The sequence below is a fragment of the Leisingera sp. MMG026 genome (assembly GCF_021654205.1).
GTDB lineage: Bacteria > Pseudomonadota > Alphaproteobacteria > Rhodobacterales > Rhodobacteraceae > Leisingera.
The window spans coordinates 49,714-73,500 of sequence record NZ_JAKFZM010000028.1 but is presented as its reverse complement, the minus strand read 5'-3'; the positions used below and the strand labels follow the sequence as shown (position 1 = coordinate 73,500).

The following is a 23,787-nucleotide window of genomic DNA, read 5'->3' as shown; positions in this document are numbered from 1 at the left end:
GCGCAATACGCCTAAAATTTGCCGAATTTCCCCTGTAATTGACAACACGCCTGAGAGATTTGGCTTTAGGACAAAAACTCAACAAGGGATTAACGCTGCCGCACTCCTGCAACCGGGTTACCGACATTTTTCCAGGGCAAGACCGCGCCAAGTCATTCATTGAACACAACTTTCGAATTCAGCACAGCCGGGCGCAGAACCAGGGCGCCAACGCACCATTTTGGATTTTCGCATGACGCATTCTCCGCACCTTCATCTGCCGCATATACAGGAAATGGATACCGGCAGACTCCGGGCGTTCCGTATCTCTGCCTGTGTGGCGCTGCCGCTTTTGCTTGCCGTGTCCGCCGGAAATCTGCTGGATCCGATTATCCGGTTTGACGATTACCCCGCTCTGCTGGCCAGGCCCGATGGGTTCTGGCCGAAAACCCTTCATGAAGGGCGATGGCTGAATTACCTGTGGCATCTGCGCGGAATTGTAACACCGCCCTGGCTGAACTTCGCCTTGTTCCAGGTGCTGTGGGCGTTGACTGCAGCCGCCATTGCAGCCACGTCAACCAAAGACAATGACCGTGCCTGGTTCACTATTGCCCTCACCCTGGCCCTGCTGCCGGCCCCGCCTGTCTTTTTGATGGCAGGCTGGTCCAGCACCGTCATTCCGGGATTTGCAGTGCTGGCGCTCTACGGGTTTCTTGCGCTCACCCTGCGCCAAGCCGCGCTGCGGCTGCTGTTGCCGCCGTTTACCCTGCTGGCCTTTACCGCCTACACAACCTTTCCGCTCATCCTGTTTGCGATCTGCCTGATCAGCACGCAGCAGCGCTCTTTTCGTGACCTTGCGGGGCTGGTGGTCTTGTTCGGGCTTAGCTTTGCGGGCGCGGTGCTGGCGGTTTATACGTTGAACTGGCAGGTGCATGGAGTGTTCGGCATCCCGCTGGCTCCGGCGCGCAGCCCGGACCCGGCGCATGACCTGGCCGGGTTCTGGTCCCATCTGCCGCAGCTGCGGGCGACGGTTTCAGTTCTCCTGGACAAGCTGAGCTTTCAGTCCGCCCCGGTTCTGCTGTTTCACGCCGGCATGCTGACAGCGGCCACTGCCGTGCTGCTGCGCCGGCAGCCGATGGAGACCCTGTACATCTGGGTTGCCTTATGGGCGGGCATGGCACTGATGACCCTTCAGGTTCTCAAGCTTGGGGTGACCATTCCGGCCCGCGCCTTTCATTTCACCTGGATCATCTATGCTGTGATGATAGTCAGGGCAGCACAGGAGCTGAGCCGCAAGCCTGGCCTGCCGGGCCGGCTGGCGCGCAATGCTGTGCTGCTGGTTGCCGCCAGTTATCTTGTGCAGACTGCCGTGCAATTCACCCGCTTTCGCGACTGGCAAGTTGAAACCCGCGCAATGGCTGCTGCCATCGCAGTCAGCCCAAAGCCCGTATTTATCACCGGAGATATTCTGAATTACCCCTCTGCCGCCAAAGCCGGCCTGCACATGTCCAGCAGTCTTGCAATCCGTCTTGAACTGCTGACTGGGCGCGCTGTCATCCTTTGCCAGGCGGCCCCTCAGACCTGCGCGGATCTGCCCGAAAGCCTGCGCCGGCCTGCCGCAGAACGAACACCGAAGGCCCGGCTTGAAGACATCACGGGTGCAATGGTCCTGGTGTTCCCGCCTCTCCCATAAGGGGACCGGCTGCCGGGCACTAAAAAAGGGGCGCTAGCGGCGCCCCTCTCTGCTGCAGCCTTTAGGGCCGCTGTTACTGCGAATAGGATTGCAAATAGGCGATCACGGCTTCGATCTCGCTCTCTTTCTTCAGCCCGGCAAAGGACATCTTGGTGCCTTTCATGTATTTTCGGGGCTTGGCCAGAAAGGCCGCCAGCTCGGCCTCATCCCAGACCAGCCCGCCATCAGCCGCGGACTTCATCGCCTTGGAGTAGCGGAACCCTTCCGCATGGCCGGCCGGGGCGCCGATGATACCGTTCAGAACGGGCCCGGTCTTCGGCTTGGCACCGTCCCCGACCTGATGGCAGGCCTTGCACTTCTTAAAGGTCTTCTCGCCTTTGGCGACCAGTTCAGGATCCGGAACTGCCGCTACTTCAACAGCGTCTTCCATCACTGGCTGCGCGGCGGCCTCCTGCAGTGGCGCAGTTTCTTCAGGTGCATTGGCGCTGCCCTCATCCGGCGTCACATCCAGCACCAAGGCCCGCATGGTGATCTCCACGCTGTCCTTGCAATTTTCCATGCAAGGTTCCGGGTTCCAGAAGTGCTTTTCTGCCTGCAACCTGTCATCCGGAATGAAGCCGCCGGCATTCGGCAGCTCAACATCCTTAAACGTTTCATTCGACAGCACGAACTCATCATCCACCAGATCGTTGGAATAAAGAATGTATGCCACAATGGCATAGACTTCATCCGCACTCAGCGACTGCGCATCGCCAAACGGCATCGAACGGTTCACATAATCCCAGGTGGTAGACAGATACGGCCAGTAGCTGCCGACTGTTTTCAACGGATCGTCATGGTCCAGTGTATCCTGCCCGCCTGCCAGCTTGGGCCAGTTGCCGACCCCTTCGGCAAAATCGCCATGGCAGACGGCGCATTTCCCGGCAAAGACTTCCTCGCCGGTGAACACATCGCCTGACCCTTCCGGCAGGCCGGTGCCGTCAGGGGCAACGTCCAGATCCCAGGCAGCGATTTCCTCCGGCATGGCAGGACGGCCCAGGCCAAACCCCTCTGCATAAACCGGAACCGCCAAAGCCGCTGCAACGGCTGTTGCTGTGATAAACTTAGGAAACTTCGACATTTTCCGCCTCCCCGTTTGCCTTGACCCACCAGGTCTGGATGGCGTTGTTGTGATAGATCGAATTCAGCCCCCGCACTTCGCGCAGCTGCGCCTTGGTCGGCTGCACATAGCCCGAGGAATCCCTGGCCCGGCTCTGCAACAGCAGTTCCGACCCGTCCCAGTTTGTATCCAGATAGAACCGCGTCAGCGCCCTGTCGGTGCCGGGTGCGGCCAGCCGTGCCTCAGCCCAGGTCTTGCCGCCGTCAACCGACACATCCACGCCGGTAACCGCCCCGCGCCCGGACCAGGCCAGACCGGTAATCACCAGCGGTCCCGTGCCATGTTTGATCGGCGCTTGCGGACTGGGGCTGGTGACAACTGATTTTGCATCCATCTCCCACGTCCACTTGCGGCTGACACCATCAGCCAGCGTGTCGGTGTATTTCGAGGTTTCCTCGCGGCTTTCAATCGCCTGATCCGTCACCTCGATCCGGCGCAGCCATTTGATCCACATGTTGCCTTCCCAGCCCGGCACCACCAGACGCACCGGATAGCCATGCTCCTTGCGCAGCGCCTCGCCATTGGCCTTGAAGGCGACCAGCACGTCATCCATCGCCTTTTCCAGCGGGATTGAACGCCCGTTTGAGGACGCATCCGCGCCTTCCACATAGACCCACTTGCCCTCTGGCTTGACCCCGGCCTCTTCCAGCAGCGTCCGCAGGGAAACGCCGGAGTATTCCATGTTGTGGATCATGCCATGGGTGAACTGCGCGCCGTTCAGCTGGGCGCCGGCCCACTCCATGCCCGAATTCGCCGCGCATTCGCAGAAATACACGCGGTTTTCCCGCGGGAACCGCTCCAGATCCGCGTAAGTGAACACCAGCGGCGTATCGACCAGCCCGTTGATCATCAACCGGTAATCTTCTTTGCGCAGTTCGATGGCGCCTGAATGATGCCGCTCAAACGCACAGCCCTGCGGCGTGATCGTGCCATCAAGCGCGTGGATCGGCGTGAAGTTGATTGAGCTGATGGTGTCCGCCGTCAGCCATTCCACATTGCGGCGCACCACATCGCTTTCATACTGGATCGGCAGCCCATAGGGCGTGGCATCAACCCCCTCGCCCAGGCCAGAAGCCCACTCCTGCACCTCGGTAATCAGCGGATCGGGCGTGGCCGCCGGCGCAGCCCCTGCTGCCACCGCGCCTGCCCCGGCAGCCGCTGCCCCGGTCAGGAACTGGCGGCGCGAGGGCGCCGGGTTCTTGGCGTCATCACTCATGTCTCTTTGCCTCCTTACATAGATAAATTCACGTTCGTGAATTCAACTGCGCAAATTTTTTTGTCTTAACCCCGCCGGGGCGGGTTTTATCTGCCCCGGCCGGGGCGGGCGCTGTTAAGCGCCAGCCACCTGCACCGAGGTATTCGGGTTCAAGCTCACGGTGCCGAGCTTGCGGATATGATCCTCGACTACATCCCAGATCATCGGCCCCTCGGTGCCCTCGTTCACACTGGCCCAGCCGGCCACCACATAAGACTTTGCCGGATCAATCGCCTCGCCATTCTTCAGCAGAGTCATATCCGTGATCCGCTCGCCCTGCGGCTTGGTGATGTCGATGCGGTAGCCCATGCCGCCGATCCGCACCATGTCGCCGCCCTGCTGATAGTAGGGATCGGGGTTGAAGATGTTATCGGCCACATCCTCAAGAATCACCTTGATGAATTCGCCCGTCATCTCGGACCGGTAGGCCGCGCCATAAGACATCGAGGTCACGTTCCAGATATCCTCGCGGGTGATGTCGTCGCCCGGCACCAGCGACGGCCCCCAGCGCACACCGGGCGACATGGCGATATCCGCCTCCCGCTCGCTCAGCAGCGCGTCGCAGATCAGGTCGTCCCAGGTGCCGTTGAAATTGCCGCGGCGATACAGCAGCGTATCGGTCTTGCCGATCACCTCCGCCAGCTGCGCTTTGAAGGGCGCGCGTTCCGCATCAATCAGCTGCGCCACCGCCGGGTCCGGAGCAATCACGTCGGAAAACACCGGGATCAGCTTGTGCCGCAACCCCATCAGCTGGCCGTCCCGCACATCCAGATCGACGCGGGAGACGAATTTGCCGTTGGAACCAGAGGCAATGATATGGGTCTTGCCCACCAGTACCGGCTCGGGCAGCGCGTCATGGGTATGCCCCGACAGGATCACGTCGATGCCCTGCACCTTGCCTGCCATTTTCTTGTCGACGTCAAAACCGTTGTGGCTGAGCACCACCACCAGATCGGCTCCGGCAGCGCGGACCTCATCCACCATGGCCTGCATGTTCTCGTCACGGATACCGAATGAATACTCCGGGAACATCCAGCCCGGATTGGCAATCGGCATATAGGGGAAGGCCTGGCCGATCACCGCCACCTTGGCGCCGCCGCGTTCAAAGAACTTGTAAGGTTTGAACAGCTCGGCCGGCTCGTCCCATTCGGCGTCAAAAATGTTCTGGCCAAGGGCGGCAAAGGGCAGCCCCTCGACGATCTCATTCACCCGCTCGGACCCCAGGGTGAACTCCCAGTGAAAGGTCATCGCATCCGGCTTCAACGCGTTCATCACGTTGACCATGTCCTGGCCGGCCGTGTGATGGCAGGTGTAGGAGCCGTGCCAGGTGTCGCCGCCGTCAAACAGCAACGCATCGGGGCGGTCGGCGCGGATCGCGTTGATGATCGTCGCCATCCGGTCCAGCCCGCCAACCCGGCCATAGCCCTGGGCCAGCGACGAGAAATCATCATAAGTCAGCGCATAGGCCGAAGGGCTGCCGTCCGCAATGCCATAAGCCTGGCGGAAATCGGCGCCGGTGATATGCGGCACGTGGCCCTTGTTGGCGCCAACACCCAGGTTGACCGACGGCTCGCGGAAATGGATCGGCTTCAATTGCCCATGAATATCGGTCACATGGATCAGGCTGATGTTGCCAAAACTGTCGAACTGCAACAGTTGCTCCTGGCTCAGCGATTGCTGCGCAGCCAGCCGCGCCCAATTGCCAAAGCCTGACGCCCCCACCATGGCCGATGCCGCCATGGAAACCTGCAGAAAATCGCGGCGCGAAATCATGAGTACCGGTATCCTGTTTGCTCACGCTATATATTCACGTGAATGAATGTTTCAAAAGAGAGACGCCCCGCTCCTGCGTTCAGGAACGGGGCGCAAAGATCAGTTGCGGACAGAAGGCGCTTCGACCGACAGCCCGTTGCCGCGCGACGCGACATACAGCTCCAGCGCCACAAATTCCGCGGAACCGGGTTTGTAGGTCTCGGCGCGGGTGTCACGGATGCAGCCCTTGAAACGCGCGTGTGCCGTGTTCAGCTTGGTGTTCTTCAAGCGGTACACCGGAAAGCCGTTGATCTGGCCCTGACTCAGATGATCGGCGCGGATCATGTTGCCATAATTGTCTTCGTGGCAATTGGCGCAAGACAGCTCCAGCTGGCCGGTGCGGGTGTAATACATCTCTTTGCCCTGTTCCCAGGTGGACTGGGCCGGGCCGTCGATCGCCACATTCACCGGCATCCCGCGCGACTGCACGGAAATCAGCGCTTCCATCGCCGCCATCTTGCCGCCGGAGTATTTCCACTTCTCGGCGCCCATCTGGTTTTCGCGGCAATCGTTGATCTGCATGTTCAGGGTGCGGACCTCGCCGGCGGTTTCGTTCCACTTCGGGTAAACCGCGCGAACGCCAACCATGCTTTCCTCGGCATCATCGTGGCAGGACGCACAGGACTTGCCTTCGGACCCCTCGACGGTGCTCCAGGTGTCAATCGCCTGATCGACAAAGATCATCGCCGGGTTCTCGAAATCATCCATCTGCAGCGACTGGGTTTCATCCTTGCGGAAGTGCCAGCCCGACATCACCTCATCCATCGCATCCGCGATATGCGCAGGCGCTGCGGTCTTGGTGACCATCTCGATCTCTTCGTTGACCACCAGCGTGTCGTCGTCGGGGCCTGCGCTCGCGGCCATCGGCAGCGCCAGCACGGCGGCAATTGCTGTGATTGCCTTCTTGTTCATTCCCTGTCCTCCCTTGGGTGCCTGTCCTGCCCGGCCGTGCCGGACAGAACGCGTGCCTGAAGATCCGGAACGGATCAGCCGATGGCGATGGTCTTCTTGGTGTCATAGACCGAACCGTCGTCGTCATACCAGGTGAAGACAAACTCACCGGCCTCGGGCACGGTCGCGTCGAATTCAAAATACGGGTTGGTCGAGATCGCAGGCTCCATCGCCACGTCCAGCACCATCGCACCGTTGAATTCACAGGTGAAGCGGTTGATGATCGAGCGCGGGATCAGGTTGCCTTCCTTGTCCTTGCGCTGGCCGCTTTCCATCTTGTGGCTGATCAGGGTCTTGATGGTGACCGCCTCGCCGGCGGCAGCTTTTTTCGGGACCTTGACGCGGGGTTTAACACCGGATGCCATGTCTTTAATTCTCCTTAAGAATTCCGTTCAGGGAGCGGGCAGCCTCAGCCGCCGCAACCGCCGATGGTCACTTTGACGGTGGCGCTGGCCTTGGTGAATGTGCCGTCGGCCATCTTGGCAATCGCAACCACATCCTGGGTGCCCGCCAGGCGGATCCGGGTCGAGGCCGACTGCGCCGCCGCACCGGGGCCGAAATTGAACGTCGCCACACCCGGTTCCGGGTTGCCGGTCGCCAGCACCAGGATCGCGGTGGCGCCTTCGGCGGCCACGGACACCGGAACGGTATTGCCGTTTTCAGCGATTTCCGGCGCGGTCAGGGTTACACCGCCCTCGGCGATATCCGCACCGCCGGTAAAGGCGGCAATCCGGTCGTCCGCCGCCGCACTCACACGGAACGGCAGCACGGTCACCATGGCAGCGCCCAGGCCCATCGCCAGGGTCTCACGGCGTGAGAACTCCATCATATCTCTCCTTTGAATTCACATCAGGCCGCAGGGCACACAAGGCCCCGCCCGCGCCTTACTCTTCTTTCAGTGTCGCAAGGAACGCGACCACATCTTCAATCTCCTGCGCCGTCAGGATCGGCGGCAGCGGCTCGGTCCCGGCATCGCCGGTATAGGCATCGCCCGGGCGGATAAAGCCATCGACCTTGTAAAAGGCCGGCATCATGGTGCCCTCAAACGTCATCTTGGCGTTGGCCACCAGCCCGCGCAGCTCTTCCGCGCTCCAGCGATCGCCCGCACCATCCAGCGACGGGCCGATTTCACCGTGGAACGGCACATCCGCCAGCGCTGTCAGCTGGTGGCAGGCCACGCAGTTGCCCTTGGACTTGGTGCCGGCCACCAGCGCGCCGTTCACGGCATCGCCCGCAACACCCGTCAGCGACGCGGCCACTTGGCCGTCCTCGCCATACTGCACCGCTTTCGGAGCAACCTCCCCGGCCCAAACCGCACTTCCGGCCAGGCTCAGCACCAGTGTCAGAGATGTAAGCTTCATGTATCCTCCCAATGGCTGCCGCATCTGAGTGCGGTTGCTTAGCTGCTGCATACCGTAGGGCACCGCCGGCCCAATACGCAACAACAAATTCATTATTGTGAATTTTTCCAAATTATGCGCCAGACCCCTAGTCCGCAGACCCATTATTGCGCTCGCGAATCCGGCGCGCGTGATACCGCTGGAAATCTTCCCCGTTATCAAGCGCATATCGCTTTTCGTTGACCCATGTAAACATGTCCAGCGTGGTTCCGCCGCCAAATGCGCCCGGCATCATTGCAACCGCCGCTTCGGTGGCTGTGACGTTTTCGCCCACTTCCTCCGGCAGGAACAGAATCGTCGGCGTGAACAACACGCCCCATTTGCGCGCCATGTCCTTTTCCGCCAGCGCCTCGCCGTCGAAATCGGTAACCTCCACATCGCCGTATAAATTCAGTTGAACGACAAAAAAATTCTCTTCAATGTACTGGCTGATCTCAGGCCGGGGAAAGACCTCCTCATGCATCTTGGTGCAATAGATGCAGCCGCGCTGCTCGAAAATCAGCGCCAGCCGCTTGCCCTCGCCATTGGCCTCCTCCAGATCCTCGCGCAGGTCCTTGAAGGTGTCCCGCATCCAGGCCGTTTTATGCAGCCCGTCATCGCCCAGGTCCGCCGCCGCCAAAGGCGTGGCCAGGGTCATTAAAATTAACGCTTTCGCAATATTTTTCAGCATGTTGAACTCCTGACCTCACTTAACCAATCGAACTGAACCCCGGCAACCAGCGGATCATCACCTCGGCAATCAGCCGCACCCCGCCGGTGGCGATCAGCACCGCAAACAGAACCAGCATCGCGCCCATGCCCTTCTCGACCCAGGCAAAGGCAGCCCGGTGCCGCGCCACCCATGCCAGAAACGGCTTGGCAAACAGCGCCGCCACCACAAAAGGCGCGGTCATGCCCAGCCCGTAAACCAGCAGCAGCACACCGCCGCGCCAGATATCCCCCAGGCCCGAGGCGATCATCAGGATCGACGCCAGCGCCGGCCCCACACAGGGCGTCCAGCCAAAGCCAAACGCCAGCCCCATCAGATAGGCGCCCAGCACCGTCGACGGCTCGGCGCTGCTTTCCATCCGTGCCTCGCGGTACAAGAGCGGGATCTTCACCACCCCCAGGAAATGCAGCCCGAACAGCAACAGCAAGGCCGCCGCGCCATAAGACAGCACCTCCAGATATTGCCCGAACAGCTGCCCCAGCGCCGTCGCCCCCATGCCCATCAGCATGAACACAGTTGTGACACCGGCGGCAAAGCAGCAGGCAGATACCAGCAGCCGCCGCTGCGCGCCTGTGGCAATCGCCCCGTCGCCGCGCAGCTCGGCCATCGACAGCCCGCCCATGTAAGACAGGTAAAACGGCACCATTGGCAGAATACAGGGGGTAAAAAAGCTCAGCAGACCTGCGATCAAGGCGCCAAACAGGGATGTTTCCAGCATCAAGTCCCCCAGCTGCCCCACAACAACGTTATCCGGGCCCGGCTTGTGTCATTCACATATTCGAATTATGTTGTTTCAATAGCAACCGTCAACAGATGGAATGACATACATGCGCCACCTTCGGCAACTGGCTGCAGCCGCAGCGGCGGCCTGCCTTGCCCTGCCCGCCTGGGCGGCTGAACTGGTGATGGTGGAACAGGCGGGCTGCGAATGGTGTGCCCGCTGGGACGAAGAAATCGCCCCGGTCTACCCGAAAACAGCCGAAGGCAAATTCGCACCCTTGCGGCGGGTCGACCTGCGCGCGATGCCTGATGATCTGCAGGTTGCCCGCAGGGTCATGTTCACGCCGACGTTCCTGATTGTTGAAGACGGACAGGAACAGGCCCGGCTCGAAGGCTATCCCGGCGAAGATTTCTTTTGGCCTTTGCTGGCAGATTTGCTAACCGCCCATACAGGGTTTGTTGATAATACGCACACCCAGGGCGGCAGCTGACCGTCCCGGCGGGGTCAAGCACAGGAGTGCGGCGTGCATGCGCCGCTCAGGAGATAACAGATGGCATTACCGCAGTTTTCTGCCGATATGGAACCGGAAGAAATGGACAAGATGGTGGACAACGCCACCAAGGCCTCCAACTTCCTCAAGGCAATCAGCCACGAAGGCAGGCTGATGATCCTGTGCCATCTGGTCTCGGGCGAGAAATCAGTGACCGAGCTGGAAGAGCTGTTGTCAGCCCGCCAGGCCGCCGTCTCGCAGCAATTGTCCCGCCTGCGCCTCGAAGGCTTGGTCATTCCCCGCCGCGAGGGCAAAGCCATATTCTACCGTCTCGCCGACGACAAACCCCGCCGCATCCTGGAAGTGGTCTACGACCTGTTCTGCAAAGACGGCAGCTGAGGCCTGATTGAAATCCCCGCATGTTTGATCTCCTGACAGAACACCAGCTGGCCGCCTGCATCGGGCTGCTGGGCGGTGTGCTGCTGGGTCTTGCTGCACGGCTGGGACGGTTTTGCACCCTGGGTGCAATCGAAGACCTGCTCTACGGCGGCTCCTCCCTGCGGATGCGGATGTGGGGCATTGCCATCGGCGTGGCTGTAACCTCCAGCTTTGCGCTGATCGGGCTGGGACTGGTGGATGCCGACCAGTCCTTTTACCTCTCGATCCGCTGGATGCCCGCCGCCTCGATCCTTGGCGGGCTGATGTTCGGCTACGGCATGGCGCTCAGCGGTAACTGCGGATACGGCGCCATCGCCCGTCTGGGCGGCGGCGACCTGCGCAGTTTTGTGATTGTGCTGGTGATGGGCGTCTCCACCTATGTGGTTTTGGCCGGCCCTCTCGCCCCGTTGCGCAACCTGTTTTTCACACAGCAGGACGTCACCACCGAAATCCCGCCGGGACTGGCCCATTACGCCGCCGCCTGGAGCGGCCTGCCGGTTGCCGCGATCGGGACAGCTGCCGGCCTGTTGATCCTGCTGGCTTCCCTCGCCAATGCGGAACTGCGCGCCGACAAACAAGCGCTGTTCTGGTCTGCCGTGGTCGGACTGGCCGTCACCTCGGGCTGGGCTGGCACGACCCTGATCAACGCCGAGGGGTTCGAAGCGCTGCCGGTTGTTTCGCACTCGTTTTCTGCTCCCTTGGGCGAGACGATCCTTTGGACCATGACCGGCAGTCTGCGCCCGCTGTCCTTTGCCGTCGGCTCCATCGCCGGGGTCTGGACCGGCGCCTTCGCCGGCTCGCTGATCAAGGGTCATTTCCGCTGGGAGGCCTGTGACGACCCGCGCGAGCTGCGCCGTCAGATCATCGGCGCCGCCATCATGGGTGCGGGTGCTGTGATCGCCATGGGCTGCACCGTCGGTCAAGGCCTCAGCGCGTTTTCGCTGCTGGCGGTCTCGGCGCCCGTCACCATGCTGGCAATCTTTGCAGGTGCCGCAATTGGCCTGCGCCAGCTGATCGAAGGCTTCCGCCCGGCAGAATAACCTGCTGTCCCCGCGGGGACAGGCGGGCAATTGCAGTTCACACCGCCGAATGTGATAGTTCGATTAACCCGCATTAACCTTAAAACATCTGTTACACACCCGCCCATAATGGTCCCGGTCCGAGTTTGGCCCCGCTGGCCGGCCGACAACGATTGATAAGATTCTGGAGCCCGCCATGGACCGCAAGCAAATAATCGAAGACCCGCAAACCGGCAACAAGGCTGAAGCTTTTGAAGCCTTTGATGATATTCCCGCCAATCCGAACCTGACCCGCACCATCGGCGACGTGATCGCCAGCCGTTATGGCCGCCGGGGCATGCTGAAGGGCCTGCTGGGGGTCTCTGCCACCACCGCGCTGTTCGGCGCCTCAGCCCTCACTGCGCCGCGCCACGCCACTGCCGGCGGCACGGCTGGCACCAGCCGCTATGCCTTTGATGAACTGGCCTGGGGCAACGACGAAACCCACCACGTGGCCAAAGGCTATGACGCAGATATCCTGCTGCGCTGGGGCGACCCGATCACGGCGGATGCGCCGGATTTCGACGTGATGAACCAGACGGCCCAGGCCCAGTTGCAGCAGTTCGGCTACAACAACGACTATGTCGGCTTTACACCGCTGAATACCGAAGGCACCCGCGGGCTGCTGTGCGTGAACCACGAATACACCAATGAAGAGGTGATGTTCCCCGCCCTTGGCCGCCAGGACAAAGCAGACTTCGCCGGAATGACTCGCGCACTGGTGGATATTGAAATGGCCGCACACGGCGGCTCGGTGGTGGAAATCGCCCGCAGCGCGGACGGCAAATGGGCGGTGGTCCGGGATGGCAGCATGAACCGCCGCATCTCACCACTGAACACGGTGATGACAATCGACGGCCCCGCTGCCGGCCATGCCCGGATGCAAACCAACGCGGATCCCAGCGGGGCGCAGGTCATCGGCACGCTGAACAACTGCGCCGGCGGAATGACCCCCTGGGGCACCTGGCTGATGGCCGAGGAGAACTTTCACGGCTATTTCTGGACGGACAGGCTGGACGCGGACGGCAAGCCGGATCTGTCGGATCAGCCTGAAGCGGCGCAGATGAAACGTTACGGCGTGCCGGGCCGCTGGTACGCCTGGGGCAAATTCCATGACCGGTTCAACATCGACAAGGACCCCAATGAGGCCAACCGCTTCGGCTGGGTTGTTGAGGTCGATCCGCGCAATCCGGAGGCTGCACCGGTGAAGCACACCGCGCTTGGCCGTTTCCGCCATGAAGGCGCTGAAACCACCACCTCCACGGATGGCCATCTTGTGGTCTACATGGGCGATGATGCACGGTTTGACTATCAGTACAAATATGTCTCCAAGGGCGTTGTGTCGGACGACCCGGCGGCCAATGCAAAGCTGCTCAGCGACGGTATCCTGTATGCCGCCCGTTTTGACCCGGACGGCAGTGTCCACTGGCTGCCGCTGGTGCATGGCGAGGGTCCGCTGACGGCTGAGAACGGCTTTGCCAGCCAGGCTGACGTTCTGATCGATGCACGGCTGGCGGCGGATGCGCTGGGGGCCACGCCAATGGACCGGCCCGAAGACGCAGCCCCCCGCGGCGACGGCACCGCCTATATCATGCTGACCAACAACGCCCGCCGTTCGGCAGGCCAGACCGATCCAGCCAACCCGCGGGCAAAGTCGCGCTTTGGACATATCATCGAAATCAAGGAAGACGGCGGCGACCATGCAGCGGCCCGCGGCAACTGGTCGATCCTGGTGAAATGCGGCGATCCGGGCATTGCCGCCGTCGGGGCCGAATGGAATCCGGAAACCTCTGACAACGGCTGGTTCGGCTCCCCCGACAACTGCGCCTTTGACGCCGAGGGCCGCCTGTGGGTCGCAACCGATCAGGGCAGCAAATGGGGCAAGACCGGCAAATCGGACGGGTTGTACGGGGTTGAGACCGAAGGAAGCCTGCGCGGCCATTCTAAACTGTTCTTCCGCTGCCCGGCTGGCGGCGAGCTGTGCGGCCCCTGTTTTGCGCCGGACGGCGAGACTTTGTTTCTGGCGGTGCAGCATCCGGGCACCGATGGCACCAAGGCGCTGAAGGGGTTTGAGCGCGCGTCTACCTTTGAAGACCCGGCAACCCGCTGGCCGGATTTCGACCCGGAAATGCCGCCGCGCCCTTCAGTTGTGGTGGTCACGAAACAGGGCGGCAGCAAAATCGCAGGGTAACACCCGCACGTCTGTTATCAGGCGGAGCGCGCCCCAACCGGGGCGCGCGCAGGTTTTTGCCCTGACGGGCGGATTGCCGCCTGATGCACGCAATTGTGAGCATCCAGCCCGCCCGTGTGATTTAACAAACTCGGTAAAGCCATTGGAGGGAAACCATGTTTTTCAAACGCCTGACGGCCGTGCTCATTCTGGCAGCCTCTGCCGCATCCGCCGGAAACATTGCTCCACGCGACGGCTGGGCAGTGCATGAGACGTCAAAGCCCTACGGGCAGCTGATCAAGGACGTCAAAGCCGCCGCCAAGACTGAGGGCATGGGTGTGGTCACCCAGGCAGGCCCCACCAAGGCCGCAGCCGCCCGCGGCATCACCCTTCCGGGTAACCGGGTCATCGGCCTGTTCAACAATGATTTCGCGGTAAAGATCCTGGCACTGTCTACAGCTGCGATGATCGAAGCCCCGGTGAGAATCTATGTGACCGAGGAGGAGGACGGCAGCGCCACCCTTGCCTACAAGCTGCCGTCCCATGTCTTTGCGCCCTACATCGACGAAGGCGGTGCTGAGCTGAAAGCCCTGGCAGACCAGCTGGATAATCGCTTTGCGCGGATCGCTGAAAGAGCACAGCAATAGCTCCTTCCGCTTCTTTCTGGTTTAAAATACCCAAAAGCGCATGAAATGCGCCGATTTCCGCCGCAGCATTTCTCACACTGGCGTGAGAGGGCTTGCACGCGGGCGTATCCTCGGCAATCTGGCCGCAAATCAACGGATTGGACGGACAAGATGACAGAGATCCTGCGCACAGCTGACGTTCTGGCCCGCCGCCTCTTTGAGGCGGGCTGCCGCCACGCCTTTGGCATGCCCGGCGGCGAGGTGCTGACGCTGGTGGATGCGCTGACACGCGCGGGCATCACGTTCCACCTGGCAAAGCATGAAAACTGCGCCGGCTTCATCGGCGAAGGGGTGCATCACGCTGACGGCGCACCGGTCATTCTGGTTGCCACCCTCGGCCCCGGCGCGTTGAACGGCATCAATGTGGTCGCCAACGCCCATCAGGACCGGGTGCCGGTGCTGGTGCTGACCGGCTGCGTCGATGCAGCAGAGGAGCAGAGTTACACCCACCAGGTGCTTGACCATCGCGCAGTGTTCACCCCGATCACCAAAGCGACGTTCCGTTTAGACGCCGAAGCTGCCGATCTGATCGCCGACAAAGCGGTCGCCATCGCAACCGAGGCTCGAAACGGCCCGGTGCATATCGATGTGCCGATCTCAGTGGCCGATGCGGCGGCCAGAGATCGCGGCCACCGCCGCGCGCCTGCAAGTGCGGCCGTGCCAAGCGGTGAAGCGCTGGCGCAGGCGCGCTCCTGGCTGGAAACGGCAGAGCGCCCGCTGGCGGTGATCGGCCTCGATGCGCTGCAGGAAAATGCCGGTTCTGCCCTCCGCTCCTTTGTGGAAAAACACCAGATACCGTTCATTACCAGTTACAAGGCCAAGGGGATCATTGCCGAGAACCATCCGCTCTGCCTTGGCGGCGCAGGCCTGTCGCCGCTGGCAGACACACATCTGTTGCCACTGGTGCAGGAGGCCGATCTGGTCCTCTCCATCGGCTATGACCCGATTGAGATGCGCCCCGGCTGGCGCAATGCCTGGGATGTGAAAACCCAGAACGTGATCGACATCGCGCCTGTGGCCAACACCCATTACATGCACCAGGCCGGGCTGAATTTTCTGACCGCCATTGCGCCAACGCTAAAGGCCCTGTCCGATGGCACCGTACCGCGCGAAACCTGGACGAACGGCCGCCCTGCCGCTGTAAAAACAGCCCTGGCCGGCGCCTTCCCCCGTGACGACGCATGGGGTCCGGCGGGCGTCATTGCCGAATGCCGCGCTACCTTGCCGCCGGAAACCCTTGCCACAGCCGACAGCGGTGCGCACCGGATCCTGCTGAGCCAGATGTGGCCATGCCATGAGCCGCGCGGACTGATCCAGTCATCGGCGCTGTGCACCATGGGCTGTGCGGTGCCGATGGCAATCGGACGCAAGCTGGCGCAGCCTGACCACCCGGTGGTCAGCTTCTCCGGCGATGCCGGTTTCCTGATGGTGGCGGGCGAGCTTTCCACCGCGGCGGAACTGGGCCTGGCGCCGATCTTTGTGGTCTTTGCCGATGCCAGCCTGGCGCTGATTGAACTCAAGCAGCGCCAGCGTCAGCTCGCCAACAGCGGGGTTGATTTTGCCGCGCATGACTTCGCTGCGATGGGCCGGGCATTCGGAGGCAACGGGGAGACAGTAACCAGCCGCGCGGAACTGCGCGCCGCCCTGCAAGACGCGATGCAGGCAGACACATTCACCGTCATCTCGGCAGTGATCGAGCGCGGAGGCTATGATGGCCGGATCTGATCTTCTTCCCCATGGTGCGCTGAAAGGCGTCAAGGTGCTGGACCTCTCGCGCATCCTGGCAGGCCCCACCTGCACCCAGCTTTTGGGCGACCTCGGCGCTACGGTGATCAAGGTGGAGAACCCCAGGACCGGCGGCGACGACACCCGCCAATGGGGTCCGCCCTATGTGACCGATGCGGACGGCAACCAATCCGATCTCTCGGCCTATTTCATGGCCGCCAACCGCAACAAACGCTCGGTTGCCATTGATATCGCTACAGAAGACGGACAGCAGGCAATCCGTCGGCTGGCAGCTGAGGCTGATATCCTGATCGAGAATTTTAAACCCGGCGGGCTGGCAAAATACGGGCTGGATTACGCCAGCCTCAAGGATGATCTGCCGGGCCTGATCTACTGTTCAATCTCCGGCTACGGCCAGACCGGGCCCAACAGCCACAAGCCCGGCTATGACATCATGGCGCAGGGGTTCGGCGGCATCATGTCGCTGACCGGCGAACCTGACGGCCAACCGATGAAGGCAGGCGTTGGCATCGCAGACGTCATGTGCGGAATGTATGCCTGCATCGGTATCCTGTCGGCCCTGCACCACCGCGTAAAGTCAGGCGAAGGCCAGCAGATCGACCTCGCCCTGGTCGATGCGCAGATCGCCTGGCTGATCAACGAAGGCACCGCTTACCTGAACACCGGCCAGATCCCCAAGCGCCGCGGCAATGAGCATCCCAGCATCATGCCCTATGGCGTCTATGAGACCTCGGACGGGCATGTGATCCTGGCGGTGGGCAATGACAGCCAGTTCCAACGCTTTATGGCGTACCTGAAACTGGAAGGCCTGGCCGAGGACCCGCGCTTTGCTACCAACCCGGCCCGGCTGCAGAACCGCGACGCGCTGAACGGGGTCCTGATCCCGTCGGTGCAGCGGTTCACCACACAGGAGGTGCTGGCAGCGATGGAGGCCCGCAAGGTTCCCGCAGGACCGGTTCAGGATCTGGAGACGCTGTTTGCCACTGATCAGGTCGCGGCCCGCAATATGGCCATCGGCATGGACAGCGCGGCCGGCCCGGTCAAACTGCTGGGCAACCCGCTGAATTTCTCGCGCACGCCTGTAACATACCGGCACGCGCCCCCCGCTTGCGGTGAAGGGACAGAGGAGATTCTGGACGCCGGCGACCCCTTTGGGCCAAGCTAAGCACCGCCTTTCGCGGCGGCTTTTCGCCAAGTGTTACAATTTCCGGCAAATCACCGCCAAATCAGCGGTCATTTCGCCGCTCCTTAACCCTTTCGCTTGCAAAAATTTCCCCGGAAATCCTACACATCCGGCGAATTTGACTGTCAGGCACACACAGGCCATCACCAAACCGCGAGCGGGGTTCGCCCGGACCAATCCGATGAACTACTCTTTCATCAGGACACGGAACCCGCGCTTAATTTGAAAAAGATTGGACTCCTATGATGCATGATATTTTCGGCCAAGACAGCAGCCTGACCGATGCAGCGGCGCTGCGGGATTGGAATGCCGTGCAGATGGGCGTTCTGGCGCATGCCGCAATAACCGCCGATCACCTGGGCGCGGTTCTGAAGTCGGCGCCGGAGTTTGCCCTGGCCCATGCGATCAAAGGATTGTCCTTATTGATGCTGGGCCGCCGGGAGCTGCTTCCCACAGCGCAGGACGCCCTGCGCGATGCCAAGGCGCAGTACGAAGGTGCCCTGCCGCGGGAACGCAAATATATCGATGCGCTGGAAAACTGGCTGGCCGGCCGCCCCAGCCAGGCCATCCGCCGGATGGAAGAGGTGCTGGACATCTTCCCGCAGGATACCCTGGCAATGAAGCTCAGCCATGGCATCCGCTTTATCCTTGGCGACCCCAAAGGCATGCGCGCATCCGTTGAACGGGTGATGCCGGCCTATGCGCCCGACCACGCGGGCCGCGGTTATCTGTTGGGCTGCCACTCCTTTGCGCTGGAGGAAACCGGCGAGTTTGAACGCGCGGCCAATGCCGGCCGCCAGGCGCTGTGGATGGCGCCGGATGATGCCTGGGGCCTGCATGCGGTGGCGCATGTGCATGACATGACCGGCAATGCCAAGTCGGGGCTGGAATGGCTGCACGGCCGCGAAGAGGCCTGGGCCCATTGCAACAACTTCCGCTATCACGTCTGGTGGCACAAGGCGCTGATGCATCTGGACCTGGGCCAAATGGACGAAGCACTTGCGCTGTACGACACCGAAGTGCGCAAGGACAAAACCGACGACTACCGCGACATCTCCAACGCCACCTCATTGCTGGTGCGGCTGGAGCTGGAAGGCGTCGATGCCGGCAGCCGCTGGGAAGAATTGTCGGACCTTTGCGCCAACCGGACCGAGGACGGCAGCCTGATTTTCGCCGACCTGCATTATCTGCTGGCCCTCACCGGCCACCGCAAGGAAGACGCCCGCAAGCTGGTTCAGCGCATTCATGCCGACGCCAAACAGGGCGGCTCCGAAGCCTGCGCCCGCATGGGTGATCCGGGCTGCGCTGCGGCTGACGGGCTGGAAGCCTTTGGCGACGGCAATTACAAATCCGCCTTCAGCCATCTTGCGTCCGCCCGCGGCAGCATGCAGCTGGCCGGCGGCAGCCACGCGCAACGCGATGTTTTTGAACGCATTACCATAGACGCGGGAATCCGCTCAGGCCAGCTTGACGCGGTCGAGGCAATCCTGGATGACCGCCGTGCCAAGCGCGGCGGCGCCGAGGACAATTACGCGCTTGCCCGCCGCACCCTGATCGCCGAAGGCCGGAACTCTCCCGGTGCTGCAAGCGTTCCTGCCGAATAAGACCTTCAAGGACCAAAAACAAAAATGTCCAGCGTTGCGCCCTTCCCCGGGCCTCAGAACGATCCCGGCGTCGCCAACCGCGCAGCCCCCCCGCCGCAAGCGGCGCAGCCGCGTGTGCGCGACCCGCGGCTCGACTTCTACCGTGGCATTGCCATGTTCATCATCCTGGCCGCCCACATCCCGGGCAACCGCTGGACCGGCTGGATCCCGGCCCGTTTCGGGTTCTCGGACGCAACCGAGATCTTTGTATTCTGCTCCGGCATGGCCTCGGCCATTGCCTTTGGCGGCTCTTTCGCCAAACAAGGCTGGTGGCTGGGCACCGCCCGCGTTGCATTTCGCTGCTGGCAGGTGTTCTGGGCGCATATCGGCCTGTTTGTGTTCATTGCCGTCTCCATGGCTGCCATCGACCTCTATGGCGGGTTCGAGAAGAGCTATGTGAACTCTCTGAATCTCGGCCATTTCTTCAAGGATCCGATGACCCAGCTGGTCGGGCTGTTCACCCTGACCTATGTGCCGAACTACTTTGACATCCTGCCGATGTATCTGGTGGTGCTGATGCTGATGCCGGTGATGATGGGTCTGGAAAAGATCGGCCTTTGGGCCGTTGCAGCCATATCAGTGCTGATCTGGCTGACCGCCAACCCCTATATGATCGGCCTGGGTCCTGATGGTGTGTCGCTGCCCGCAGAACCCTGGTCGGAACGCGAATGGTTCTTTAATCCCTTCGGCTGGCAGCTGCTGTTTTTCACTGGTTTTGCCTTTATGAAAGGCTGGCTGCCGAAGCCGCCGGTTTCCAAAGTGCTGATCGTGCTGGCCGCCGCCTTTCTGATCCTGTCGGCGCCTTATGGCTCGTGGAAAGTCTTCACCTGGGTCAAATCTGCCAGCCCCGAATTGGCCGACCTGATCAAGCCGGGCCGCGATGCCATCGGCGAATGGCGCGAGAAAACCGACTTTGGCCTGCTGCGCTATGCCCATTTCCTGGCGCTGGCCTATCTGGGCTGGGTCGCAGCAGGCGAAGGCGGCAAACGGCTGATCGCCAACGGCAGTTCCGCTGCTGCGCGGATCTGGGCGGTTTTGCTGCAGGTCATCACCAAAGTCGGCCAGCAATCGCTTGCGGTGTTTGTATTCTCGATGGCACTGGCGCGTTTCATCGGCTTTGCGCTTGACCATACGGACCGCGCGGTTATGACCACGGCATTCGCCAATCTGTTTGGTTTTTTCCTAATCATTGGTTGCGCTTACGGCGCTGCCTGGTTCAAGTCCCAGCCATGGAGAGCCAAGAAATGAGCTCTTTCACCCGCCGTTCCTTTCTGGCTGCCGCACTTGGCAGCACCGCGCTTGCCGCATTGCCGTCTGTGGCACGGGAGGCCATGCCCTTTACCCGCGATGTTGTCGTGGCCAAGGCCCGTGCACTGGCCGCCAAACCCTTTGCCGAGCGCCCGATGGTGCCGCAGGATTGGCTGGACCAGTCATATGACGACTATAAATCGCGCTGGTTCCGCACCAAGGACGCGCTGTGGGCGGGGACCGACCGCAGCTATAACGTCGATTTCTTCCTGCCCGGCCTTTATTTCCCGCGCGCCGTTCAGGTGAACACGGTGGCAAACGGCATGGCTGAGCGGATCGGCTTTGACCTGTCGCTGTTCGACAAAAACGACAAGGCGCCGGATCTGACGACCGAGGGTGATCTGGGCTATTCCGGCCTGCGCCTGCGCACCGAGCAGGCCGAACCCGGCCAGAAAACCGAATTCTGCGTCTTTCAGGGCGCCAGCTATTTCCGCGCCATCGGCACCGGCAACGCCTATGGGCTCTCGGCCCGCGGCCTGGCGCTGAAAACCGCCGACCCCGAGGGCGAGGAATTCCCCGAATTCACCGAGTTCTGGCTTGAGGCCCCCGCCCCCGGCCAGCGCTCTATGGTGGTGCATGCGCTGATGGATTCGCCGTCCGTGACCGGCGCCTACCGGTTCACCATCACCCCCGGCAGCAGCGCGGTGATGGATGTGGAGGCAACCCTGTTCGCCCGCGAGGAGCTGAGCCACGCAGGTCTTGCGCCGCTCACCTCGATGTTCCTGTTCGACGCCACCAACCGCAATCGTTTCGATGATTTCCGCCCGGCGGTGCATGACAGCGACGGGTTGCTGGTGCTGAATGGCAATGGCGAGACCCTGTGGCGGCCGCTGGCCAATCCGACCCGTCTGCAGGTCTCGTCCTTTGTCGATGAGAACCCGCAAGGCTTTGGCCTGATGCAGCGCCCGCGCAGACTGTCGGAGTTCAACGACCTGGAAGCCTTTTATCACAACCGCCCCTGCCTGTGGGTCGAACCCAAGGAAGACTGGGGCAAAGGCGCCGTCACCCTGGTTGAGATCCCGGCGGACAAGGAAATCTACGACAATATCGTCGCCTACTGGCGCCCGCGCGAGCCCTATGCCGCCGGATCCGAGGTGAACCTGAATTACCGTCTCACCTGGGGCGAAGAGCCGGTGCTGTCGATGCCGCGGGTGATCGACACCGCCGAGGGCGCACGGATCTTCGGCGGGCCGGGCCGGATCATGACCATCGACTTCGATGCCCACCCGTTGTTTGACGGCGGCCCGGACACTCTTGACGTCCACATCCACTCTCCCCATGTGGCGACCAGCGAAGGCGTGCTGCAGCACAACCCCGAAACCGGCGGTCTGCGGCTGGCCTTCTATTTTGATCCCGGTGAGCGGGATCACGTTGAACTGCGCGCCCAGCTCAGGAAGGACGGCAATGCCGCTTCCGAGGTCTGGCTATACAGGTGGACCGCATGACTGCATGTGATCTGATGCCCCCGGAACAGCCGCTGGCGATGCCGGAACAGGATTTCAGCAAGGACTTTCACGATGCCGAAGCCCCCGGCGGTGCCGCGCCGCGCCAGGTGGCGTTGTGGCGGCTGCTGGCCTTCTCGCCGGCGATGCTGGCAACCGGCGTTCTGACCTGGGTGATGCGGGGCTGGTTTACGGCTGACGGGTTTTCGCTGCTGGAGCTGATCCTGCTGGCGCTGATCGCCTTCAACTTCTTCTGGATCGCCTTTACCGTCTCGACCGTGTTGCTGGGCCTTTACGGTCTGTCCCGCCGGGAAAAGACCGTGGTCCGCGGCGCGGCCCGCCCGATGAAGGTGGCACTCTTGATGCCGGTCTACAACGAGGTGCCGTGGTACGTGCTGGGCAACGCCCAGACCATGCTGCAGGAACTTCATGGCCGCGGCGGTCAGCATGAATATGCGATGTTCATCCTGTCCGACACCCGCAACGACGCCATTGCCGCACAGGAGCGCGCCAGTGTCGAGGCGCTGCGCAGCATGCTGCCGGAAGGCACTGAACTGTATTACCGCCGCCGCGCCGACAATGAGGGCCGCAAGGTCGGCAATATCTCTGACTGGGTGCGCCGCTGGGGGGCGGATTACGAGGCGATGCTGGTGCTGGACGCCGACAGCCTGATGACCGGCCGCGCCATTGCCCGGCTGGCCGATGCGCTGGCCCGCGATCCCGGCGCCGGCCTGATCCAAAGCTATCCGCAGCTGATCGGCGCCCAGTCGGTCTTTGGCCGCATGCAGCAGTTCGCCAATGGTGTTTATGGCCTCGCCCTGGCCGAAGGGCTGGCCCGCTGGGCAGGCCACGAGGGCAACTATTGGGGCCATAACGCAATCATCCGCACCCGCGCCTTTGCCGCCTGTGCCGGCTTGCCGCTGCTGCGTTCGCGCTTTGGCGGCGGCGACAAGCTGATCATGAGCCATGATTTTGTCGAGGCAGGCCTGTTGCGCCGCGCGGGCTGGTCGGTGCGTTTTCTGCCCCGCATCCGCGGATCATACGAGGAAACCCCGGCCACCCTGATCGACCACATCCTGCGCGACCGGCGCTGGTGCCAGGGCAACCTCCAGCACCTGAACCTGCTGCACGCCAAGGGTTTCCGGGCGATCTCGCGCTTTCACCTGTTTGCCGGCGCCATCGGCTATCTGATGGCACCGGTGTGGTTTGCGCTGCTGGTGCTTTGGGCCATCATCGGCCGCAGCGACGAGGCCTCGGTGATCAGCTACTTCAGCGAGGCCAACCCGTTCCGCCCCAGCTGGCCGGATATGTCGGAACCCAAACACGTGCTGGTGATCATCCTGATCTACGCGATGCTGCTGGCGCCCAAGATGCTGGCCGCAACGGCGCTGCCGCTGACCGGCAGCCGGTTCTCGGAATACGGCGGTCCAGTGCATTTTGCGCTGTCCTTTGTGTCCGAGGTCCTGCTGGCGATCCTATATGCGCCGATCCTGATGGTGCAGCAGATGATCGCGGTGTTCCGTACCGCCTTAGGCTTGCAGCGCGGCTGGGAACCGCAGGCCCGCGACGGCGGCAGCTATTCATTGCGCACGCTGATCACCTGCCATGCGCTGGAAACCGTCAGCGGGTTGGCGCTCTGGGCCGGGATCCTCAGCGGCACCGTATCGCTGTGGCTGGCGCCGATTGCGCTGTCGCTGGTGCTGGCAGTGCCGCTGTCTGCACTGTCCGGGGTGAAGACAGTGAACCGCATCCGCAACTGGATGGCCACGCGCGAGGAATTCACCGAACCCCAGATCACCCGTGCCGCCCGCGTTGCGCGGGCTGACCTGAAGGCCCTGCTGGAAGGCAGCACCGCCCGCGGTACTCCGGCGGAATAAACCTGCACGTCAGCGGGGAGCTCCCGCGACCGAAGGATCCCCGGCTGCGCCGGGACACCCTTGACGG

General features: G+C 62.1%; 21 protein-coding genes. 12 read left to right on the top strand and 9 right to left on the bottom strand.

Features of this window, described 5'->3' with window-relative positions:
* Positions 1-232 precede the first annotated feature (232 nt).
* Complete coding sequence (locus L1069_RS15870) at positions 233-1,672, top strand: hypothetical protein (protein ID WP_237456310.1); 1,440 nt, start codon at positions 233-235, stop codon at positions 1,670-1,672.
* A gap of 73 nt (positions 1,673-1,745) precedes the next feature.
* Here L1069_RS15870 and L1069_RS15865 read toward each other — a convergent pair whose 3' ends face one another.
* The 9 genes from L1069_RS15865 to L1069_RS15825 form a co-directional block, all read right to left on the bottom strand.
* A complete protein-coding gene (locus L1069_RS15865) occupies positions 1,746-2,792 on the bottom strand; it encodes a c-type cytochrome (RefSeq protein WP_237456309.1) in 1,047 nt (348 codons plus the stop codon).
* Positions 2,776-4,047, bottom strand: a complete 1,272-nt coding sequence (gene soxC / locus L1069_RS15860; RefSeq protein ID WP_237456308.1) for a sulfite dehydrogenase — start codon at positions 4,045-4,047, stop codon at positions 2,776-2,778. The genes L1069_RS15865 and soxC overlap by 17 nt, the downstream gene beginning before the upstream one ends.
* 114 nt (positions 4,048-4,161) lie before the next feature.
* A complete protein-coding gene (gene soxB / locus L1069_RS15855; protein WP_237456307.1) occupies positions 4,162-5,859 on the bottom strand; it encodes a thiosulfohydrolase SoxB in 1,698 nt (565 codons plus the stop codon).
* Between the two features lie 99 nt (positions 5,860-5,958).
* A complete protein-coding gene (gene soxA / locus L1069_RS15850; protein ID WP_237456306.1) occupies positions 5,959-6,810 on the bottom strand; it encodes a sulfur oxidation c-type cytochrome SoxA in 852 nt (283 codons plus the stop codon).
* A 74-nt stretch (positions 6,811-6,884) separates the two neighbouring features.
* Complete coding sequence (gene soxZ / locus L1069_RS15845) at positions 6,885-7,214, bottom strand: thiosulfate oxidation carrier complex protein SoxZ (RefSeq protein ID WP_237456305.1); 330 nt, start codon at positions 7,212-7,214, stop codon at positions 6,885-6,887.
* A gap of 44 nt (positions 7,215-7,258) precedes the next feature.
* Positions 7,259-7,675 (bottom strand): thiosulfate oxidation carrier protein SoxY, encoded by a 417-nt coding sequence (soxY, locus tag L1069_RS15840; protein ID WP_129370616.1) that lies wholly within the window; start codon positions 7,673-7,675, stop codon positions 7,259-7,261.
* Between the two features lie 58 nt (positions 7,676-7,733).
* On the bottom strand, positions 7,734-8,210 hold the full coding sequence (soxX, locus tag L1069_RS15835; RefSeq protein WP_129370615.1) for a sulfur oxidation c-type cytochrome SoxX: 477 nt from the start codon (positions 8,208-8,210) through the stop codon (positions 7,734-7,736).
* A 127-nt stretch (positions 8,211-8,337) separates the two neighbouring features.
* A complete protein-coding gene (locus L1069_RS15830) occupies positions 8,338-8,919 on the bottom strand; it encodes a thioredoxin family protein (RefSeq protein ID WP_237456304.1) in 582 nt (193 codons plus the stop codon).
* 19 nt (positions 8,920-8,938) lie between these two features.
* Complete coding sequence (locus tag L1069_RS15825) at positions 8,939-9,676, bottom strand: cytochrome c biogenesis protein CcdA (protein ID WP_129370614.1); 738 nt, start codon at positions 9,674-9,676, stop codon at positions 8,939-8,941.
* A 109-nt stretch (positions 9,677-9,785) separates the two neighbouring features.
* Between L1069_RS15825 and L1069_RS15820 the strand changes: the two genes are divergently transcribed.
* From L1069_RS15820 to mdoH, 11 genes are all read left to right on the top strand, one after another.
* Complete coding sequence (locus L1069_RS15820; protein WP_237456303.1) at positions 9,786-10,169, top strand: hypothetical protein; 384 nt, start codon at positions 9,786-9,788, stop codon at positions 10,167-10,169.
* Positions 10,170-10,229: 60 nt separating this feature from the next.
* Complete coding sequence (locus tag L1069_RS15815; RefSeq protein ID WP_129370612.1) at positions 10,230-10,568, top strand: metalloregulator ArsR/SmtB family transcription factor; 339 nt, start codon at positions 10,230-10,232, stop codon at positions 10,566-10,568.
* 20 nt (positions 10,569-10,588) lie between these two features.
* Positions 10,589-11,647, top strand: coding sequence for a YeeE/YedE family protein (locus L1069_RS15810; RefSeq protein WP_237456302.1), 1,059 nt, complete (start codon positions 10,589-10,591; stop codon positions 11,645-11,647).
* 175 nt (positions 11,648-11,822) lie between these two features.
* Positions 11,823-13,856 (top strand): PhoX family phosphatase, encoded by a 2,034-nt coding sequence (locus tag L1069_RS15805; RefSeq protein ID WP_237456301.1) that lies wholly within the window; start codon positions 11,823-11,825, stop codon positions 13,854-13,856.
* Positions 13,857-14,011: 155 nt separating this feature from the next.
* Complete coding sequence (locus L1069_RS15800; protein ID WP_237456300.1) at positions 14,012-14,482, top strand: DUF302 domain-containing protein; 471 nt, start codon at positions 14,012-14,014, stop codon at positions 14,480-14,482.
* Positions 14,483-14,632: 150 nt separating this feature from the next.
* Positions 14,633-16,246 (top strand): thiamine pyrophosphate-binding protein, encoded by a 1,614-nt coding sequence (locus L1069_RS15795; protein ID WP_237456299.1) that lies wholly within the window; start codon positions 14,633-14,635, stop codon positions 16,244-16,246.
* Positions 16,233-17,432 (top strand): CaiB/BaiF CoA-transferase family protein, encoded by a 1,200-nt coding sequence (locus L1069_RS15790; RefSeq protein ID WP_237456298.1) that lies wholly within the window; start codon positions 16,233-16,235, stop codon positions 17,430-17,432. Before L1069_RS15795 ends, L1069_RS15790 begins: the two co-directional genes overlap by 14 nt.
* Positions 17,433-17,692: 260 nt before the next feature.
* A complete protein-coding gene (locus L1069_RS15785) occupies positions 17,693-19,054 on the top strand; it encodes a tetratricopeptide repeat protein (RefSeq protein WP_237456297.1) in 1,362 nt (453 codons plus the stop codon).
* Between the two features lie 24 nt (positions 19,055-19,078).
* Positions 19,079-20,341 (top strand): OpgC domain-containing protein, encoded by a 1,263-nt coding sequence (locus L1069_RS15780; protein WP_237456296.1) that lies wholly within the window; start codon positions 19,079-19,081, stop codon positions 20,339-20,341.
* Positions 20,338-21,846, top strand: coding sequence for a glucan biosynthesis protein G (locus L1069_RS15775; RefSeq protein ID WP_129370604.1), 1,509 nt, complete (start codon positions 20,338-20,340; stop codon positions 21,844-21,846). Before L1069_RS15780 ends, L1069_RS15775 begins: the two co-directional genes overlap by 4 nt.
* Positions 21,843-23,720 (top strand): glucans biosynthesis glucosyltransferase MdoH, encoded by a 1,878-nt coding sequence (gene mdoH, locus L1069_RS15770; protein ID WP_237456295.1) that lies wholly within the window; start codon positions 21,843-21,845, stop codon positions 23,718-23,720. Before L1069_RS15775 ends, mdoH begins: the two co-directional genes overlap by 4 nt.
* Positions 23,721-23,787: the final 67 nt, after the last annotated feature.

Coding starts and splice junctions, on each gene's coding strand:
- L1069_RS15870 (WP_237456310.1), top strand. CDS start 233: ATGACGCATTCTCCGCACCTTCATCTGCCGCATATACAGGAAATGGAT.
- L1069_RS15865 (WP_237456309.1), bottom strand. CDS start 2,792: ATGTCGAAGTTTCCTAAGTTTATCACAGCAACAGCCGTTGCAGCGGCT.
- soxC (WP_237456308.1), bottom strand. CDS start 4,047: ATGAGTGATGACGCCAAGAACCCGGCGCCCTCGCGCCGCCAGTTCCTG.
- soxB (WP_237456307.1), bottom strand. CDS start 5,859: ATGATTTCGCGCCGCGATTTTCTGCAGGTTTCCATGGCGGCATCGGCC.
- soxA (WP_237456306.1), bottom strand. CDS start 6,810: ATGAACAAGAAGGCAATCACAGCAATTGCCGCCGTGCTGGCGCTGCCG.
- soxZ (WP_237456305.1), bottom strand. CDS start 7,214: ATGGCATCCGGTGTTAAACCCCGCGTCAAGGTCCCGAAAAAAGCTGCC.
- soxY (WP_129370616.1), bottom strand. CDS start 7,675: ATGGAGTTCTCACGCCGTGAGACCCTGGCGATGGGCCTGGGCGCTGCC.
- soxX (WP_129370615.1), bottom strand. CDS start 8,210: ATGAAGCTTACATCTCTGACACTGGTGCTGAGCCTGGCCGGAAGTGCG.
- L1069_RS15830 (WP_237456304.1), bottom strand. CDS start 8,919: ATGCTGAAAAATATTGCGAAAGCGTTAATTTTAATGACCCTGGCCACG.
- L1069_RS15825 (WP_129370614.1), bottom strand. CDS start 9,676: ATGCTGGAAACATCCCTGTTTGGCGCCTTGATCGCAGGTCTGCTGAGC.
- L1069_RS15820 (WP_237456303.1), top strand. CDS start 9,786: ATGCGCCACCTTCGGCAACTGGCTGCAGCCGCAGCGGCGGCCTGCCTT.
- L1069_RS15815 (WP_129370612.1), top strand. CDS start 10,230: ATGGCATTACCGCAGTTTTCTGCCGATATGGAACCGGAAGAAATGGAC.
- L1069_RS15810 (WP_237456302.1), top strand. CDS start 10,589: ATGTTTGATCTCCTGACAGAACACCAGCTGGCCGCCTGCATCGGGCTG.
- L1069_RS15805 (WP_237456301.1), top strand. CDS start 11,823: ATGGACCGCAAGCAAATAATCGAAGACCCGCAAACCGGCAACAAGGCT.
- L1069_RS15800 (WP_237456300.1), top strand. CDS start 14,012: ATGTTTTTCAAACGCCTGACGGCCGTGCTCATTCTGGCAGCCTCTGCC.
- L1069_RS15795 (WP_237456299.1), top strand. CDS start 14,633: ATGACAGAGATCCTGCGCACAGCTGACGTTCTGGCCCGCCGCCTCTTT.
- L1069_RS15790 (WP_237456298.1), top strand. CDS start 16,233: ATGGCCGGATCTGATCTTCTTCCCCATGGTGCGCTGAAAGGCGTCAAG.
- L1069_RS15785 (WP_237456297.1), top strand. CDS start 17,693: ATGATGCATGATATTTTCGGCCAAGACAGCAGCCTGACCGATGCAGCG.
- L1069_RS15780 (WP_237456296.1), top strand. CDS start 19,079: ATGTCCAGCGTTGCGCCCTTCCCCGGGCCTCAGAACGATCCCGGCGTC.
- L1069_RS15775 (WP_129370604.1), top strand. CDS start 20,338: ATGAGCTCTTTCACCCGCCGTTCCTTTCTGGCTGCCGCACTTGGCAGC.
- mdoH (WP_237456295.1), top strand. CDS start 21,843: ATGACTGCATGTGATCTGATGCCCCCGGAACAGCCGCTGGCGATGCCG.